The organism is Microvirga sp. KLBC 81, from assembly GCF_003075415.1.
Lineage (GTDB): Bacteria > Pseudomonadota > Alphaproteobacteria > Rhizobiales > Beijerinckiaceae > Microvirga.
This window is the reverse complement of record NZ_QDAH01000039.1, coordinates 1-14812: the sequence shown is the minus strand read 5'-3', so window position 1 is coordinate 14812 and position 14812 is coordinate 1. Positions and strand designations below refer to the sequence as shown.

The following is a 14812-nucleotide window of genomic DNA, read 5'->3' as shown; positions in this document are numbered from 1 at the left end:
GCATGGACCGGCCGTGCTCCCGGGCGGAGCATGGGAGAACGGGATCATCCCGCAGCGAAGGAGCCATGCCATGACACAACAGACCGCGATTGAGGCCATCGCCACCATTGGCATCGATCTGGGCAAGAACACCTTCACCTCATTGGCATGGATGCGCGCGGCAAGATTGTGCTGCGCCGGAAGATCGCGCGTGGACAGCTGCAGTCCTGTCTGGCCAACGTGCCGGTCTGTCTTATCGGCCTGGAGGCCTGTACCGGAGCTCACCATGTTGGGCGCCAGCTCGCCGCTCTTGGCCATGACGTTCGCCTGCTGCCAGCTCGATACGTCAAACCCTTTCTCAAAGGACACAAAAACGACTACCGCGATGCCGAAGCCATTGCCGAGGCCGCGCAGCGTCCAACCATGCAGCCTGTACCGCTGAAGTCGGCCGAGCAGCTCGATCTGCAGGCGCTGCACCGGGTGCGAAGCCGACGGATCGGGCAGCGCACGGCCATCATCAACCAGATCCGCGGCTTTCTGCTCGAGCGCGGCATTCCAGTGCACCAGGGACCGGCTGGTTTGCGGGAAGCCCTCCCGTCGCTTCTCGCCCAGCGCACGGACGTGCTCTCGCCGCGCATGATCCACCTGCTTGAGGATCTCGCGGCAGACTGGCGACAACTCGATGAGCGCATTGCCGCCATCACGCGGGACATTGCGGCCTTGGCTCGTCAGGATGCCGGCTGCCAGCGGCTGATGGGCATCCCGGGAGTTGGCGTGATCACCGCCAGCGCCATAGTGGCGGCGGTCGGAACGGGAGCTGCCTTTGCTAAGGGCCGCGACTTTGCGGCTTGGCTCGGGTTGGTGCCTAAGCAGATCTCGACCGGGGATCGGACGATCCTGGGCGGTCTCTCCAAGCGTGGAAACCGCTACTTGCGCACCTTGTTTGTCAGCGGCGCCCAAGCCCTCCTGCGGTATCCAGGACGCTGGCAGAACCACTGCTTCGGCCGTTGGGTGATGACGGCCGCCGCTCGGCTGCATCGCAATGTGCTCGCGGCGGCTTTAGCCAACAAACTCGCTCGCATGGCCTGGAGTGTGCTGTTCCGCAGATGCGGGTATGAAGCGGAGTTTGCGACCCGCACGGCCTGAACGGACTGCGATCTCTGTGATTCCGACGACTAAGTTCCCCCGGTGGTTCGCGAGAAGGATGTAACAGGATGGATGAACGGTTGCCCGGCGCACTGGAAGCCTGAGTATAAAAATGGCCCGCAGAGGTCTTGGTTTTAAGCAAGCCCGGTGCGCGCGGATTCCCATGATGGCCCGGAGCTTCGGCTCCACATCGAGGCCGGATAGATTGATGCGAACCGACTCTCATCCAACCAAAAACAGCCCTCTTGCAACGCACGGCCGGTCCATAGATTTTATACGTGAAGCCGTGCCGGCACAGCAGTCGTGAGAGGGCAGCGGGAGCGACCACGACGGGTCTGTTGCATTAACCTCGGTCGTATAACGAGGAGCGGTTCATCAAGGATCTGCTCCCGTGTCTCTGTTCAAGCGCCGTCGCTTTCCAGTTGAGATCATCCTGCTGTGCGTGCGCTGGTACTGCAAGTACGGAATCAGCTATCGTGATCTGGCTGAAATGATGTCCGAGCGTGGTGTTGCGGTCGACCCAAGTACCATTTTCCGTTGGGTCCAACGCTATGCGCCAGAGATCGAGAAGCGGATCCGACCTTACCAGGGACCCCGCTCAGGATCGTGGCGGGTGGACGAGACCTATGTGCGGGTCGGTGGACAATGGAAATACCTGTTTCGGGCTGTCGATAAGTACGGTGAGTTGATCGACTTCATGCTGTCCGACTGCCGAAACACCCGAGCGGCTTATCGCTTCTTGCGCAAAACCCTGAATACGACGGGCGACCATCCGCCCTCCTCAATCACAACCGACAAGCTGGCCTCGTATCCCAAGGCAATCCGGCGCCTGCAGAAGGAAGGCCATCTGGCACCTCATGTGGAGCACCGGACATCAAAATATTTGAACAACATCATTGAGGCGGACCATGGGGCGCTCAAGCGCGTGATCCGACCGACGCGCGGCTTCCAGAGGATGACAACAGCCTACGCCACCATCAAAGGCTTCGAGGTGATGCGCATGATCCGCCGAGGTCACTGCATCCTGCAACAACCAGGAGCGACGGGCGAAGTCCGCCTCGTCAAGCAGCTCTTCGGACTCGCCGCTTGAACGCAGCTCCCGGGCAGGGCTCGTTATGCCCTTTCAAAGTTACTGCAACAGAGCCGGGGCGAAGAAGGCGCACAATCATCGCGGATTTGACGGTCGCCTCGATCACGACCTCATCATCGGGCTGCAGTTTGCGGCCAAAGGCCAGAACGGCATCCCGGGTCAGGTCCACCCGACCGAGATGCGAGAGCTTGGTGTTGTCCAGCACCGCCACAACGGCAAACGTGCGGTGCACATCCAGTCCGATCACACGCATGGGACCTCCTGTGTGCTTGCATCACGTCAGGGAGCCTGCGGGCCACACGACACTTACGGATCCGCGCTCACGGCGCAACCGGGCTGGTCGCAGGGGCGGCCAGATGACAAATCGAGCTCGCAGCTCATCAAGTAGCTCGGCCTGCCCACATCACGTGCTCCCGACACCCTGTCCCGGTCGTACCAGGATACAGCCGCCGAGTTGGTTGCGCCAACGCGCCGATGGTGCCGAGGAAAAGCATGCCCGATAATAATCGCATCGAGTAGGATTATCGGGCGATCAAGCAGCGGATCCGGCCGATGCTCGGCTTCAAGTCTCTGAGCAGCGCTCGCGCCATCCTGGGCGGGATTGAAATGGAGCACATGATGCGGAAAGAACAGGCGAAGTCTGCCCATAATCTGCAGCCGTCACTCGCGGAGCAACTCGATCTGCTCGCCGCATGAGCTCTCCACAAGCACCTGATCCTTTCTCGTCTCTGATCCGGATTTGCAACAGAACCACCCATGACGCATCTTCATCTCCGGCCAGAAGCGCGGGGTCCTCGGGGTGATCAAACGCGAGCTCCGCCGCCAATCCGCCATCGAAGCCGTGATCGGTCACATGAAGACCGACGGCCATCTCGGCCGCTGTCAGCTCAAAGGCCGCGATGGGGATGCTGGCAACATCGTCCTCTCCGCCGTCGGCCACAACCTCCGCCTCGCCCTCGCCTGGTTGAGGATGCTGTTGCGCCTAATCCCGATCGCCCTCTGGCGCCTACTCATCGTCCAACCGGCAATCAGATTGGCTTCCTAACGGACGACTTCTTGAAGACCTAATAATTGAAGGCCTATTAAATTAACCGCCGTCGCGGGAAGCTCCTGCCATGAGCCGGCCGATCAGGCGCCCGTTGAGACAATCGAATGCGAGCTCGCTTCCTCAGAGGGGCCAGTCCGCGATCATCTCGGCGTCGCATCGGAGCTGACCCTTGCTTTCTTGATGGACCGAGCATTTTCCGGTGCGTCAGCCCTGTACGGGTTCGGGTCGATGACCGCCGTCCGATAGTCATCCAAATTGCCGCCCAGAAACAAGACCTCGGTCTCCTCGGTGGGTATTTCCCTCACCCAATCTAGCAACTCCTTATCTCCGGGAGCACGCCCGCGCTCCAAAATGTCTTTGATTTTTCCGGTCGGCCAAGCGGTAACACTCGGTACCGTGTAGATGTGCAGCGCCTTAGCATTCTCTGCTATTGCCTTCGCGCCATGCTCACTGTCGTCCTTTGAAAGGAGCAGTCGTGAGGGGTCCTGGGACAATGACACAAAAGCACTATCTGTAAGGCCTTGCGTGTGCCATGCAGCGAGGCGCGCCATATCAATTTCATCCTCCCTTTCGTTGTCCGAGCAGATAGCAGCTTTAGAAACATTCGGGCTAGCGTGACAACGTAAGTCCGCTAACGAACGCACATGCGCGATGGCACTCACATCCTCATCTAGGCGCGGCTCGCAATCGATGGCCTCGTTCTGAAAACGATGCAGTCTTAGATACGACGATGCCATCACGTCGTTCAGAACGCTGCGGCTATCGACACTTCCGGCGGAAGATCCGCTCGTTCTTGGCCACTGTGCTGACCGCTGCTCAGCCAGCCTGATCTCCTTCTTCAGCGCCTCAATGTTCGCTCCGGCCAGCGATGCGGCAAGTTCGGCGCGACCTCGAATGAAGGATGGGGCCGGGCACCGTTCGTTTTTCTGGATAGCGCGTGCTCTCTGATTGCCCTTCGTCATAGTCGAGGGTGATCCAATTCCGGAATCTGTCAAGGCGGCGGCTGATGTTTGGTGGATTGGCCGCAACTCACTTAGCTGTAGATTAAAGATCAGTTGATCCGTGGACGGGTGTGCTGGTGAGCTGGTTTGTGCGCTCAGGCTGCCAGGCTGTTGCTGCGCCCGTTGATGTTGTTGCAGGAGATCGTAAGCTTCAATGGAAGCTCCTGCGGTGTTCCGTGGATCAATATTCATTCTGTTCCCTCGAGTATAGGTTTTTCAGGCTTTATCTTCGTAGGGGTAGCTTTCGAGAAACTGACGAGCCAGGAAAGGAATGCTACCGACGCCTAAAACCTTTCGGACGCAGCCCCGCCCGGCTGCGATCGCTGGGGAGGAGAACGCCCCGCGACCCTGCATACACTAGGTAATTCCGCGTCTTTGGCGCGTCTAAAGCAGCCAGTTGGCCAGAGAGGATCCCAAGCTCCAGGCCGCCCGATCCACACGCTTTGCCGGATGCCCTTCAAGTCGTCGCTCACGCCAAGGAGGTCGCACATCCGGACAGCTAGCGCGGGCGGTGGAGTTGCGGACGGCCGGCGAGACGGCAGAGCTAATCGCAGCCCGCCTGAACGCGGAGGGCTTTCGGCCTGCCAAGCGGAGAGCCTTCAACGCTCCGATGATCCGGCGCCTGCTGCAGCGGCACAGACATGGCACGACGCGGCCGATCTGGTCCGGGAAAGTGCCGCGTGCGGATGACGAGGAAATGACCTTGCAGGAAGTGGCCGAGCAGCTCGGGGCGCATGCCAGAAGGTCTATGGCTGGCTGCGGCGGGGCACCCTCAAGGGCCGGCTGGCTCAGGTGGGGACACAACGCATTTGGCTGGTGAAACTCGCGGATAGCCCCGTAGGTCGCATCAAGCCATCAGACTGAACTTCAACAGGAAGCAACCATTGAGAGGCATCATGACAAAACGATCGAGCAGGCCTTTTCCAGATCCAAGCGCACTTGCGCAAAGCGGAAGCTCGAACCTTTGACGCGCTCTGGCGCGCCCTCGGCGCCACCTGCTCGAGCCCGAGGTATGCAGCAACTACTTCACTGCCGCAGGCTATGGATTCGTCTGAACAGCCGATGCTCTAGACATTCCGCTCGCAGCGTTGTGGCCCGAGTCGGACTTTGCCCCTCGACCTCGCTTCCGCATTTACCATGAGGGTTCGTTGGAAGCGAAGGGGAGGCAGATGAGGAGCAAAATATACACCACTCGTCATCCTGCCCCTGGGAGCAAAAATGATAACAATAGCCCTCAATCTCGTCAGCCCGCACGTCCTGCGAGTCGAAGAGCGATATGCCGACGACTGCGGCGCATGCGAGCATGAGCACGGTTCTGAGATTCATGAGAAATCCCTCTGATATTATCGTTTAAATTTACCCAGGGGCCGGAGCAAGAGGCGCGCCAAATGACTGGATCCGGAAATGAAATATATAATTGAGATCCGGCCCGCATGCAACGAACATTACCACCACTCTCAGGGGAAAACAAATGAGTTGAGGTCATAGGGCGGCGAGGTAGTCCTCGTCCCAGCTGCTGATGAAGGCGCTTGGCTTTGAGGCTGTGCTTGCCGGACGCCGTGCGCAGCGCGTCGAGGGCGGCGCGCTTGACGGCGGAGAAGTTGGCGGGGCGATTTTTCTGCGGATGCGGCAGTCGTCGCGGAACTGCACGTCGAGCACCCAGTGCAGGCCGTTCTCGACGCCCAATGGGCGCGGATGGAAAGGCCGGAGCTTCTCCGCGTCGATAGTCTGAACACAATTGAAAAAAGCGTTTGGCCTCGCGGTCCACCGCCTTGTCCATCGTGACGTGCTCCAGAAGCCAGGGGTGGCTGAAGCTATCAAAGCAGCCTCTGATGTCACCTTCCAGAATCCACGCTGGCGAAGCTCGTTTGGCCCGCGTGATGAAGCACTGCTCGATGGCGTCGGCTGTCGAGCGTTCGAGCCAGAATCCAGAGGAATTCGGGTCTGCCAGTGTCTCTGCCACCGGGTCCAGAGCGAGCTTCCATAACGCCTGCATCGCCCGGCACCGCATACAGGGAATTCCCAGCGGACGTTTCTTGCCGTTACTCTTGGGGATGTAAACACGTCGCAGCGGCCTCGCACGATAGCCGCGATGGCGAAGTGACCTCATCCCGTTCCATCTGGCTGCCGGGGACGACCAGATCTTACCGTCCACTCCCGGCGTTCTCTTACCGCGATTCTCCGTCACCCGTTTCACGGCCAACATCTTGCCGCTATGCGAGCGGGTCAGCAGACGTTGCAAGGCTTGCACCTTGCTCCATCGGCCTTCCTGAGTTGCCTTGGCGATACGCACCTGAAGTCGTTTCACCTCTGCCTCAATGTGCGCCCAGTTCGCCTGATCCCACATCTGAGCAGTGCGCGAGGACGCCCCAGCCTCGCTCGCCTTCGCGCCGATCGCCATCATCTGCCTTCCCTCGTATCACGATTGGTCAAAGTTCTCTCGCCAGGAATGACCGCGCGGAAGTCTGCCCGCTTTCGCGTCAGGCGATGTTTCAGCCCGTATCCCGTCCATTACAGCCGGGCGTTCGCTTCTTCCGCACTCCTTGACCCACAGCGCCAACAGCCTTCCTTGCGGTTGGCCTGCCGTTACCGGCAGCACTATGGGCTTACCCTGTTCCGCATGAATCTCCGAGCGGGGCGGACCCTTCCTCTTCGCCGGCGGCTGATCGTCCATGGCGGCCCAGTATTCAAAGACCACACCTCATCGCGTACCGTTTGGTTCAAGCCTGTCAGCACGTTTGGCTTGTCAAAGATCACAACGTTTATCGGAAGTTCACATGCGTTGGTCGTATCCGCTCATCCCTTGCGCCTCTCCGCCTTCGTGCTGGCAGATTCCGCCTCGCCTCGCGGCTCGGCGTACCGGATATCCGGCGGCTACTTTGTCCCCAGAGCTTCATACCGAGCTGTTACCGGCTCCGCATGTCCGGGTAGAGAACGGCTGATGGAACAGCCGGTTTCTGCAGGCTATATCCCTCCTGTGAAACAGAAACTCACGCGACTTGCAGGTCGCACGAAAACGTTCTTTGGGAGGTCCAGATGGTGTATTCGGCCTGGCGGCGGAACCTGCCATTCCACCGGCAAAGTTGCGCTTCAGGCTGAGCGGCATCGAGGCTGATAGGGAGTGGCCTCAGTGGGAGGAGCGGAGCATGAAGCACTATGCGGGTCTGGATGTCTCAGTCAAAGAGACGGCGGTGTGTATCGTTGATGAGATGGGGAAAATCTGCCGCGAGATCAAGATTGTCAGCCATCCCGACGACCTTCTCCAGATCCTGCAAAATCCTGCTTGGGACTTTGGGCGGATCGGACTCGAGGCAGGGCCGCTCTCACAATGGCTCTTTGAAGGGCTCTCCACCGTAGGGCTGCCTGTGGTGTGCATTGAGGCGCGCCACACCAGGGCCTTTCTCAAAGCTCAAGTGAACAAAACTGATCGCAATGATGCCCGTGGCATCGCCCAGATGATGCGGGTCAACCTGTTCCGGCCGGTGCATGTGAAGACCCTCTCCAGCCAGAAACGGCGGGCACTGCTGACGGCGCGCAAGCTGCTGCAGGAGAAGGCGATCGCCATCGAGAACGACGTCCGTGGTCTGTTGCGCAACTTCGGGCTCAAGGTTGGCGTCGTGGGAGCAACTCGGTTCGAGGCGCGCATCCGCGAGCTCGTTGAGAGCATGCCCGATCTGATCGACATCATTGAGCCGCTCCTTGAGGCCCGTCGCGAACTGCGCGAGCACTTTGCCGTTCTCCACCGCAAACTATTGGCTTTGGTCCGGAATGATGAGGTGTGCCGGCGCCTGATGACGGTTCCGGGCGTCGGACCCGTGGTGTCTCTGGCTTTTGTAGCGACGATCGACACACCAGCCCGCTTCCGAACCTCCAAGGCAGTGGGAGCTGCCTTGGGTCTGACGCCAGTCTTGCATCAATCGGGAGAAAGCAACCGGGTCGGCAGGATCTCTTTGTGTGGCGACGGCATGATGCGAACCCTGTTGTTCGAGGCGGCCCAAGCCATGCTCACCCGGATCACCCGCTGGTCCTGGCTGAAAGCCTGGACCATGAAGGTGGCCCAGCGGCGTGGCGGACGAAAAGCGGTTGTCGCACTCGCCCGCCGATTGGCGACCATTCTGCACCGCATCTGGTTGGATGGAACCGAGTTCCGCTGGACCAGAGAGGTTCAGGCAGCCTGACCAGGTCTGACTGAGCAAGGACCTTCAGGCCGAAGCCCAAGCTTCCGCCCTCAGGCGGATGCCTGTCCCTCGCGGGACGATGAATGAGGTGAGTCCGCACAATCGGATGTTCCTCCGATCGAAGATCGGAAGGACGCGATCCAGATTGTTCCACTTCATTCTTCTGATCCCATAGTGGAAGGGCCGTTAGGCCGATTCCGGAGAGAAGCGAGAACCCGCGGGACAGCTATAGCTATGAGGTCGAGGAGTCCAAAAGCGCTTGACTGAAGGCGGCCGAATAGAGAAGAGCCGGCGCGATGCGAGGGCAGCCGAGCGCCTGCTGCGCAAGCTACTCAAGAAGCAGGGCATCGCGCCGCGGGTGATGATCACAGACAAGCTGGCCAGCTACGCCGCCGCAAAGAGAGTTGTGATGCCAAGCGTTGAGCACCGACAGCACAAAGGCTTGAACAACCGCGCAGAGAACAGTCATCAGCCGACGCGACGACGGGAGCGGATCATGAAGCGCTTCAAGTCAGCCGGTCAGGCCCAGCGCTTCCTCTCCGCTCACGGTCAGGTTGCAAACCTCTTCCGTCGTCCCGCCAATATCCATGCCGCCGATCATCGCAAATCCCGAGCACAGGCATTTATGACTTGGGCGGAGGTGACTGGTGTCGCTGCCGGCATCTGATCTGACGATCCGGGACGGGCAGACCTAACTCAACTTGTTAAGTTGACGATACCTTATTGCACAAACCTTGCGCGCTCCCCTGTAAGGACCCGGTCGTTTTTCAAGAAATAATGCGGCTTGTCAGCTTGGCGACAGCTGAGCCTCGTAGATGGGAATTTCCTGCATTTGGCTACTGAAGAGGAGGCATCGATGAATCCAGAACGGGCCCAGCTTGGCGCTGGCACTCCTTCCGCAACTTCCGAATTCGAAAGCTCCGAACCAGGGTCTCCCGCCGCGGCGCAGTGGGCCGCAGCCTTGACCGAGGCGGGGGCGTCCGCCGCCGACCCCACCTCGTCGCAGGACCACGTCCTGGCGGGCTGGGCTGCGGAAGAGGCGCAGGGCGAAGACGAGAACCGGCAAGAGGCGGTACTTCGAACGAGCGCTTGGCGACAGGCGGCCGATCTCGATGAGCCGCTCGATCTCTCGTCCCGGTCCCTGACCGTCTTGTCCGCCGCCCTCCCACCCGAGCTCCGGCGCCTGAATGTCAATAGCAATCAACTCAGCGGCCTACCTAACCTTCCAGCCGATCTTCAGCGGCTCTACGCCAGCGACAATCGACTGACCAGCTTGCCCGATCTTCCAGCCGGACTCCAGCGGCTCTACGTGAACAGCAACAGGCTGACGAGCCTGCCAGCAGACCTGCCGCCGGGGCTTCGGCGCCTGAATGTCAACAATAACCAACTGACCAGTCTGCCCGACACCCTTCCGGCAACGCTTCAGGAGCTGGACGCCAGCGGCAACCGGCTGACCAGCCTGCCCGATCTTCCAGCTGGGCTCGAGCGCCTGAACCTCGACTACAATCAGCTGACCAATCTGCCCGACCCGCTCCCGGCCGGGCTCGAGTGGCTCAGCGCCAGCAATAACCAGCTGACCAGCCTGCCCGAGACGATCCCGGCGGAGCTCCTATGGCTCGGCGCCAGCAACAACCAGCTGACCAGAGTACCCGAGACCCTGCTGACGCAGCTAGGCCGTAACTCCTCCGTTGATCTGGAGAACAACCCGCTGCCCGAGTGGTTGCTGACCAACGTGGCGACAGCCATGCATGCCGGTGACTATGCCGGTCCGCAGATCTTCTTGCTTATGGACCCGGTAGCGGTGGAAGTTCAGCCACGGCCCTTGCACGAGTTTGTCGCGGACTGGCTCGAGGGCGACCCGGCGACCGTGGCCGCCTGGCAGGGCTTTGCCGAGGAGCCTGGTGCCCAGGACTACGCACGCTTCCTCGACCGGCTCCGTGGCACTGTGAATTCTGGCAGTGATGCGTTCCGGCAGGCGGTGGCCGAGGATCTGCGGGAGGCAGCGGTCAGGCCGCGATTGCGCGAGCAGTATTTCCAACAGGCTGCCGGAGCGAGCGAGAGCTGCGAGGATCGCATCACTTTGACCTGGAACGGCATGCAGACCGCACGCGTGAACGCTGATGTCGAGGCCGGGACCTATGACGGGCGGCTCGACGAACTGCTCCAGCAGGGCCGTGTCATGTTCCGCTTGGACGCGCTGGAGGGGATCGCGCGCGAGACGGTCAGCTCGCTCCGCCGTGCCGATCCGGACGCCAACGTCGACGAGATCGAGGTCTATCTTGCCTACCAAAACCAGTTGCGCGAGCCGCTGGAGCTGCAGCACATCGCCCCGGGCATGCGCTTCTTGAATGTCTCTCACGTCACCGAGGACGACGTTGCCAGGGCCGCGGCGTCGGTGCGGGAGCAGGAGGCGACGGGCTTCGCGGACTATCTGGCAACGCGCTGGCAACCTTGGGAGACGGTGGTGGGGCGGATCGCCCCCGAAGATCATGCAGTGATGCAGGAGCGGCTCGCCGATGCGATGGAAGAGCAGTTTCCAACTCGCCTGAACGAGCGCCTCGCGAGGGACGGCCTGACAGACGACGTCGATGCCCAGCGGGTAGTCGGAGCCCAGATCCTCAACGAAATCGCCCGCGAGATCAAAGGCGCGCTCATGCACAAGGTGCTCGGAGAGCGCGGACTTGAGCCGTGAAGCGAGCCTTCAATTGCAAGAGGCTGTCAATCTGGTGATACTCGTGCAAAGCAACACTTTGATTGTGGTCTTTTTGAAAGGGCATCCAATTTCGGCACCGTCAACTTAACCAAAGAGTGACCCGGGGTGAGCTATCCGTGAGGGATGGAACCGACCCACGCCCCTCGTTACTCCCGCCACCGTTTTCCGGCTGAAGTGATCAGCCATGCCGTCTGGTTGTACTTCCGGTTTCCGCTCAGCCTTCGGATGGTCGAGGAGATGCTGGTTCTGTCGCAACTCTTTCTTTCCTATCGCGGGGCTATGGTCTGCGCAGGCGAGAGAGAGAGTGACGCGGGATGTTCAAGGGCTGGCAATTCGATCGGCCGGTAATCCTGCTTGGCGTGCGGTGGTATCTCGCTGACAGCCTGAGCCTGCGGGATCTCGAAGAGATGATGGCCGAGCGCGGCATCTCTGTTGATCACGCCACGGTGGGTCGCTGGGTGGTCCGTTACTCACCCGAGCTTCTCGAGCGGTTCAATCGATGCAAGCGACCCGTCAGCCGGAAATGGCATGTGGATGAGACCTTGTATTTGATGGGCGTTGCGGGTTATTCCCACAGCATGAGGCCGGGATAGCCCGAATGAGACGTAAGACAGAAATCTGCGATATAGATGGGGCACCCGGCCTCACCACGCGCCCCAGCTGAGATTGGACGGTATCAAAGGTCATCCCGAAGATGGGTAAGCCTGCATTCACAAGGTTGATCAGCGCAAGGGGCATTCTCAGTGAGAGCGAGCTCTATGACGGTGTTCTACGGCATTGATGTCGCAAAGGAGAGACTGAATTGCGCGGTGGTCGTTCAAGGCCGCGAGCGTCCCATCGGCCAGAAGGCTTTTCCTAATACCCTGGACGGAATCGAGAGAGCGGTCGCTTGGGTGGCAAAAACTTCTAAGACTGAGCTCGTAGAGGTTCATGCGGTTCTCGAGCCGACAGCGGCCTATCACGAGCTCGCTGCTCGCCTCCTTGCTGCTAAAGGTATGACAGTTTCCCTCGTCAACCCTGCCCAAATCCGCAGTTTTGGTAGAGATATGGCTGTTCTCAGCAAGACCGATCGGATCGACGCAGTGCTTCTGGCGCGCTACGGCTGCCTGACCCGGCCGAAAGCGTGGACCCCTCCCGCCGAGCCCCTGGTCGAACTCCAAGCTCTTCTCGCACGGCTGGATGATCTGGAGGGCGATCTGCGCCGGGAGCAGAACCGATATGAGCAGGCGTGTGTTCGTGGCTGCTCCAGTGCCATCAAGCGTTCCTTTGTCTCGAGCATCAGGGCGCTCAAAGCTCAGTGTAAACTGCTGCAGGAGGCAATTACCGAACACTTTGCCGCTCACGAGGATCTGCAAGCCGATCTGAAGAGACTGCGCACGATCCCGGCAGTGGGTCCGAAGACAGCGATGCAAATGCTCGCGCTGCTGCGTAGCCATCCATTCGAGACAGCTCGTCAAGCTGCCGCCTTCCTGGGTCTGGTACCAATTGAACGACAGTCCAGGCGGAGCGTTCGAGGGAGACCGCGGCTGTCGAAAGCCGGCAACTCCCGGCTGCGCGCCGCGCTCTATACGGCAGCTATCGTTGCGACAAAGCTGAACCCGGACATCAAAGCCCAGCAGCAGCGGCTGCTTGGGCGAGGGAAGGCCACGATGTCGAGCTTAGGGGCTGCCATGCGCAAGCTGGTTCACATTTGCTCCGGTGCGCTCAAAAGCCGAGACAGCTATCGCTTACCAGTTGCCCAATAGAGTTGGCCGATCAGACGGTATCTATATCAAGATGCGTGGGCGGTGGATGTATTTGTACCGTGCCATTGACAGTAACGGCGACACCGTCGAGTTCTGGTTTAGCGAGCGAAGAAACCTCACTGCTGCTAAGCGCTTTCTGACGCGAGCGCTGAAGCGGCATGGCAGACCTGAGAGGATCGTCATTGATGGCAGCCGGACGAACCGCGAGGCGATCCTGTCCTGTGATACCGCGGACAGGCTCGAGAACAGTTCGCAGCGTGACTTGAAACCCATTCGCATCCGGCAAAGTGCTTATCTGAACAATCGCATCGAGCAGGATCATCGGGTGATCAAGCGGCGGATCCGGCCGATGCTCGGCATCAGGTCCATCAGATGCGCTCGCGCCATCCTGGGCGGGATTGAAATGGTGCACATGATGCGGAAACAGCAGGCAAACTACGCCCGCAATCCGCAGTCCTAACCCGAGGAGCAATTCCTCCTGCTCGCTACATAAACCCTGGGCGGCCAAACGCGAGATCTACTCGGGTGTCGAACATAGACAGAGTCGGAATCTTGACAACCGCTGCGAGGTCTCACATCAAACGGCCCTACCTCAGGAGCGCCACACGAAGCGTTTCAAATCAGCGCCATGCCCTACAGCTTTTTTCCTGCCCCACGCCGATCCACAACCACGTCGAACTGGGGCGTCACCGCCTCTCCACCAATGCGTATCGAACTGCCCGCAACCGCGCATTCACCACTTGGCGTGATGGGACCGGTGCTGCCTTGGTGAGCCGATTTGGACTGACATGGATGCTTCCTTGCGGAAGCCTGGTCATCCCGACATCAAAATGACAGTACCAGCAGAGCCTCGCGGACTGCGGGGGCGAGTCCTGCCGCACGCGGTGTTATGACAAGTTCACGGCCCCTCATCGTGAATAGCTCATCGCGGAAATAGGCGCGTAACCGGCCGACGGCCGCGCTCATGGCCGGCTGGCTCAGGTTGATGCTGCGTGCCGCCGCCGTGAGGTTCCGCTCGGTCATCAGAGCATCGAGCGCGACGAGGAGATTGAGATCAAGGCCCTTGAAACGCACGTCTTCATTGTATCCATAGGGTAAATGGACGTCATCCAAACAATCAATTTTACCAAGCTAAGGGAACGATGCATTAGGACAATGTGATCTGACTGAAATCAAGTATATCGGCGGCAACATTTTCGAACGGCGCGACACCAGGATGGGGCGCTCCTTTGATCCGGATACCCGAGAGAATACATTCGTGAACACAGGACAAGCCCAGCCGGGTGCCGGCAATACTTCCAAACAAACTTTGGATGCACCGTAACTGAGTGTTGGGGGACCGATGCGAATTGAGGTCGGAGTTGTTCGTGGCACTTTTGGTTGGCCGACCGCCGATATTCGGCTCCATCAGCAGGGCGATTCCTTCTTGCATGTTGCTGCTTGTGACATGGTCCTATGCCTCCCCGCTGTTGCAAGTGGAAAACTGGATCCGGCGCGTCACCGGAAACTGCTTGATGGTGCTCACCGCAGTGGGACCTCGCGTTCCTTGCCGCCACCGTCGCTATATCCAGCTGTCTCGGGCTCCAGCGGGTGCCAGTGGAAGATGGTGCACCGGAAGTCGAACCTCTCGTCGTCCCGGACAAGGTTCTCGCTTCAAATGCTCCGGAGAGGGACGGACGGCGGCACTTCGCCTCCTGACTGAACTTGCTGCGTTTGAGTGGCTGGCGTGACCCTAAGCGAAGAGGAGTTGTAAGGACGCGACGAGCTGCGCGACTGTGGGTACGGGATGATCATCCTTCCGACGCAGGCGCACTCGCTCATCTCGCTCGGGCCTCATAGTTGGCAGTGATGTGCCCAATGGTCTGGGCGTGCCATGATAGGAGATGACATGCGAACACTGCTCGTTGATCAT

7 protein-coding genes and 9 pseudogenes are annotated in these 14812 nt (G+C 59.9%); 11 read left to right on the top strand and 5 right to left on the bottom strand.

Going from position 1 to position 14812, the window contains the following annotated elements:
* Positions 1-70 precede the first annotated feature (70 nt).
* A pseudogene (locus tag DC522_RS20685) lies at positions 71-1125 on the top strand (IS110 family transposase).
* A gap of 391 nt (positions 1126-1516) precedes the next feature.
* On the top strand, positions 1517-2215 hold the full coding sequence (locus tag DC522_RS20680; protein WP_116530527.1) for an IS6 family transposase: 699 nt from the start codon (positions 1517-1519) through the stop codon (positions 2213-2215).
* Positions 2216-2270: 55 nt separating this feature from the next.
* Here DC522_RS20680 and DC522_RS36120 read toward each other — a convergent pair.
* Positions 2271-2453 (bottom strand): annotated as a pseudogene (locus DC522_RS36120) (IS110 family transposase); the annotation flags it as partial.
* A gap of 233 nt (positions 2454-2686) precedes the next feature.
* Here DC522_RS36120 and DC522_RS20670 point away from each other — a divergent pair.
* Positions 2687-2911, top strand: a pseudogene (locus tag DC522_RS20670) (DDE-type integrase/transposase/recombinase); the annotation flags it as partial.
* A 64-nt stretch (positions 2912-2975) separates the two neighbouring features.
* Positions 2976-3260: pseudogene (locus tag DC522_RS20665) on the top strand (IS5/IS1182 family transposase); the annotation flags it as partial.
* A 143-nt stretch (positions 3261-3403) separates the two neighbouring features.
* Here DC522_RS20665 and DC522_RS20660 read toward each other — a convergent pair.
* Positions 3404-4456 carry a hypothetical protein gene (locus DC522_RS20660; protein WP_133239328.1) on the bottom strand — a complete coding sequence of 351 codons (1053 nt, stop codon included), beginning with the start codon at positions 4454-4456 and terminating at the stop codon, positions 3404-3406.
* A 1051-nt stretch (positions 4457-5507) separates the two neighbouring features.
* Complete coding sequence (locus DC522_RS37335) at positions 5508-6668, bottom strand: reverse transcriptase N-terminal domain-containing protein (RefSeq protein WP_371680104.1); 1161 nt, start codon at positions 6666-6668, stop codon at positions 5508-5510.
* A gap of 742 nt (positions 6669-7410) precedes the next feature.
* Between DC522_RS37335 and DC522_RS20635 the strand changes: the two genes are divergently transcribed.
* The 7 genes and pseudogenes from DC522_RS20635 to DC522_RS20605 form a co-directional block, all read left to right on the top strand.
* On the top strand, positions 7411-8442 hold the full coding sequence (locus DC522_RS20635; protein WP_116530551.1) for an IS110 family transposase: 1032 nt from the start codon (positions 7411-7413) through the stop codon (positions 8440-8442).
* Positions 8443-8725: 283 nt separating this feature from the next.
* Positions 8726-9109: pseudogene (locus tag DC522_RS20630) on the top strand (transposase); the annotation flags it as partial.
* 189 nt (positions 9110-9298) lie between these two features.
* Positions 9299-11134: an NEL-type E3 ubiquitin ligase domain-containing protein gene (locus tag DC522_RS20625; protein ID WP_116530522.1), complete on the top strand. Its 1836-nt coding sequence runs from the start codon at positions 9299-9301 to the stop codon at positions 11132-11134.
* Between the two features lie 144 nt (positions 11135-11278).
* A pseudogene (locus DC522_RS20620) lies at positions 11279-11425 on the top strand (IS6 family transposase); the annotation flags it as partial.
* Between the two features lie 44 nt (positions 11426-11469).
* Positions 11470-11697: pseudogene (locus tag DC522_RS20615) on the top strand (IS6 family transposase); the annotation flags it as partial.
* A gap of 201 nt (positions 11698-11898) precedes the next feature.
* Positions 11899-12900: a transposase gene (locus tag DC522_RS20610; protein ID WP_133239326.1), complete on the top strand. Its 1002-nt coding sequence runs from the start codon at positions 11899-11901 to the stop codon at positions 12898-12900.
* 13 nt (positions 12901-12913) lie between these two features.
* Positions 12914-13360, top strand: a pseudogene (locus tag DC522_RS20605) (IS6 family transposase); the annotation flags it as partial.
* A gap of 380 nt (positions 13361-13740) precedes the next feature.
* On the opposite strand, the pseudogene nodD3 reads toward DC522_RS20605, so the two are convergent.
* Positions 13741-13974 (bottom strand): annotated as a pseudogene (gene nodD3 / locus DC522_RS20600) (transcriptional regulator NodD3); the annotation flags it as partial.
* 73 nt (positions 13975-14047) lie between these two features.
* Positions 14048-14332, bottom strand: coding sequence for a hypothetical protein (locus tag DC522_RS34325; protein ID WP_133239325.1), 285 nt, complete (start codon positions 14330-14332; stop codon positions 14048-14050).
* Positions 14333-14812: the final 480 nt, after the last annotated feature.

Bases quoted from the DNA above. Each gene is read 5' to 3' on its own strand.
- DC522_RS20660 (WP_133239328.1), bottom strand. From the start codon at position 4,456: ATGAATATTGATCCACGGAACACCGCAGGAGCTTCCATTGAAGCTTAC.
- DC522_RS37335 (WP_371680104.1), bottom strand. From the start codon at position 6,668: ATGATGGCGATCGGCGCGAAGGCGAGCGAGGCTGGGGCGTCCTCGCGC.
- DC522_RS20635 (WP_116530551.1), top strand. From the start codon at position 7,411: ATGAAGCACTATGCGGGTCTGGATGTCTCAGTCAAAGAGACGGCGGTG.
- DC522_RS20625 (WP_116530522.1), top strand. From the start codon at position 9,299: ATGAATCCAGAACGGGCCCAGCTTGGCGCTGGCACTCCTTCCGCAACT.
- DC522_RS34325 (WP_133239325.1), bottom strand. From the start codon at position 14,332: ATGCAAGAAGGAATCGCCCTGCTGATGGAGCCGAATATCGGCGGTCGG.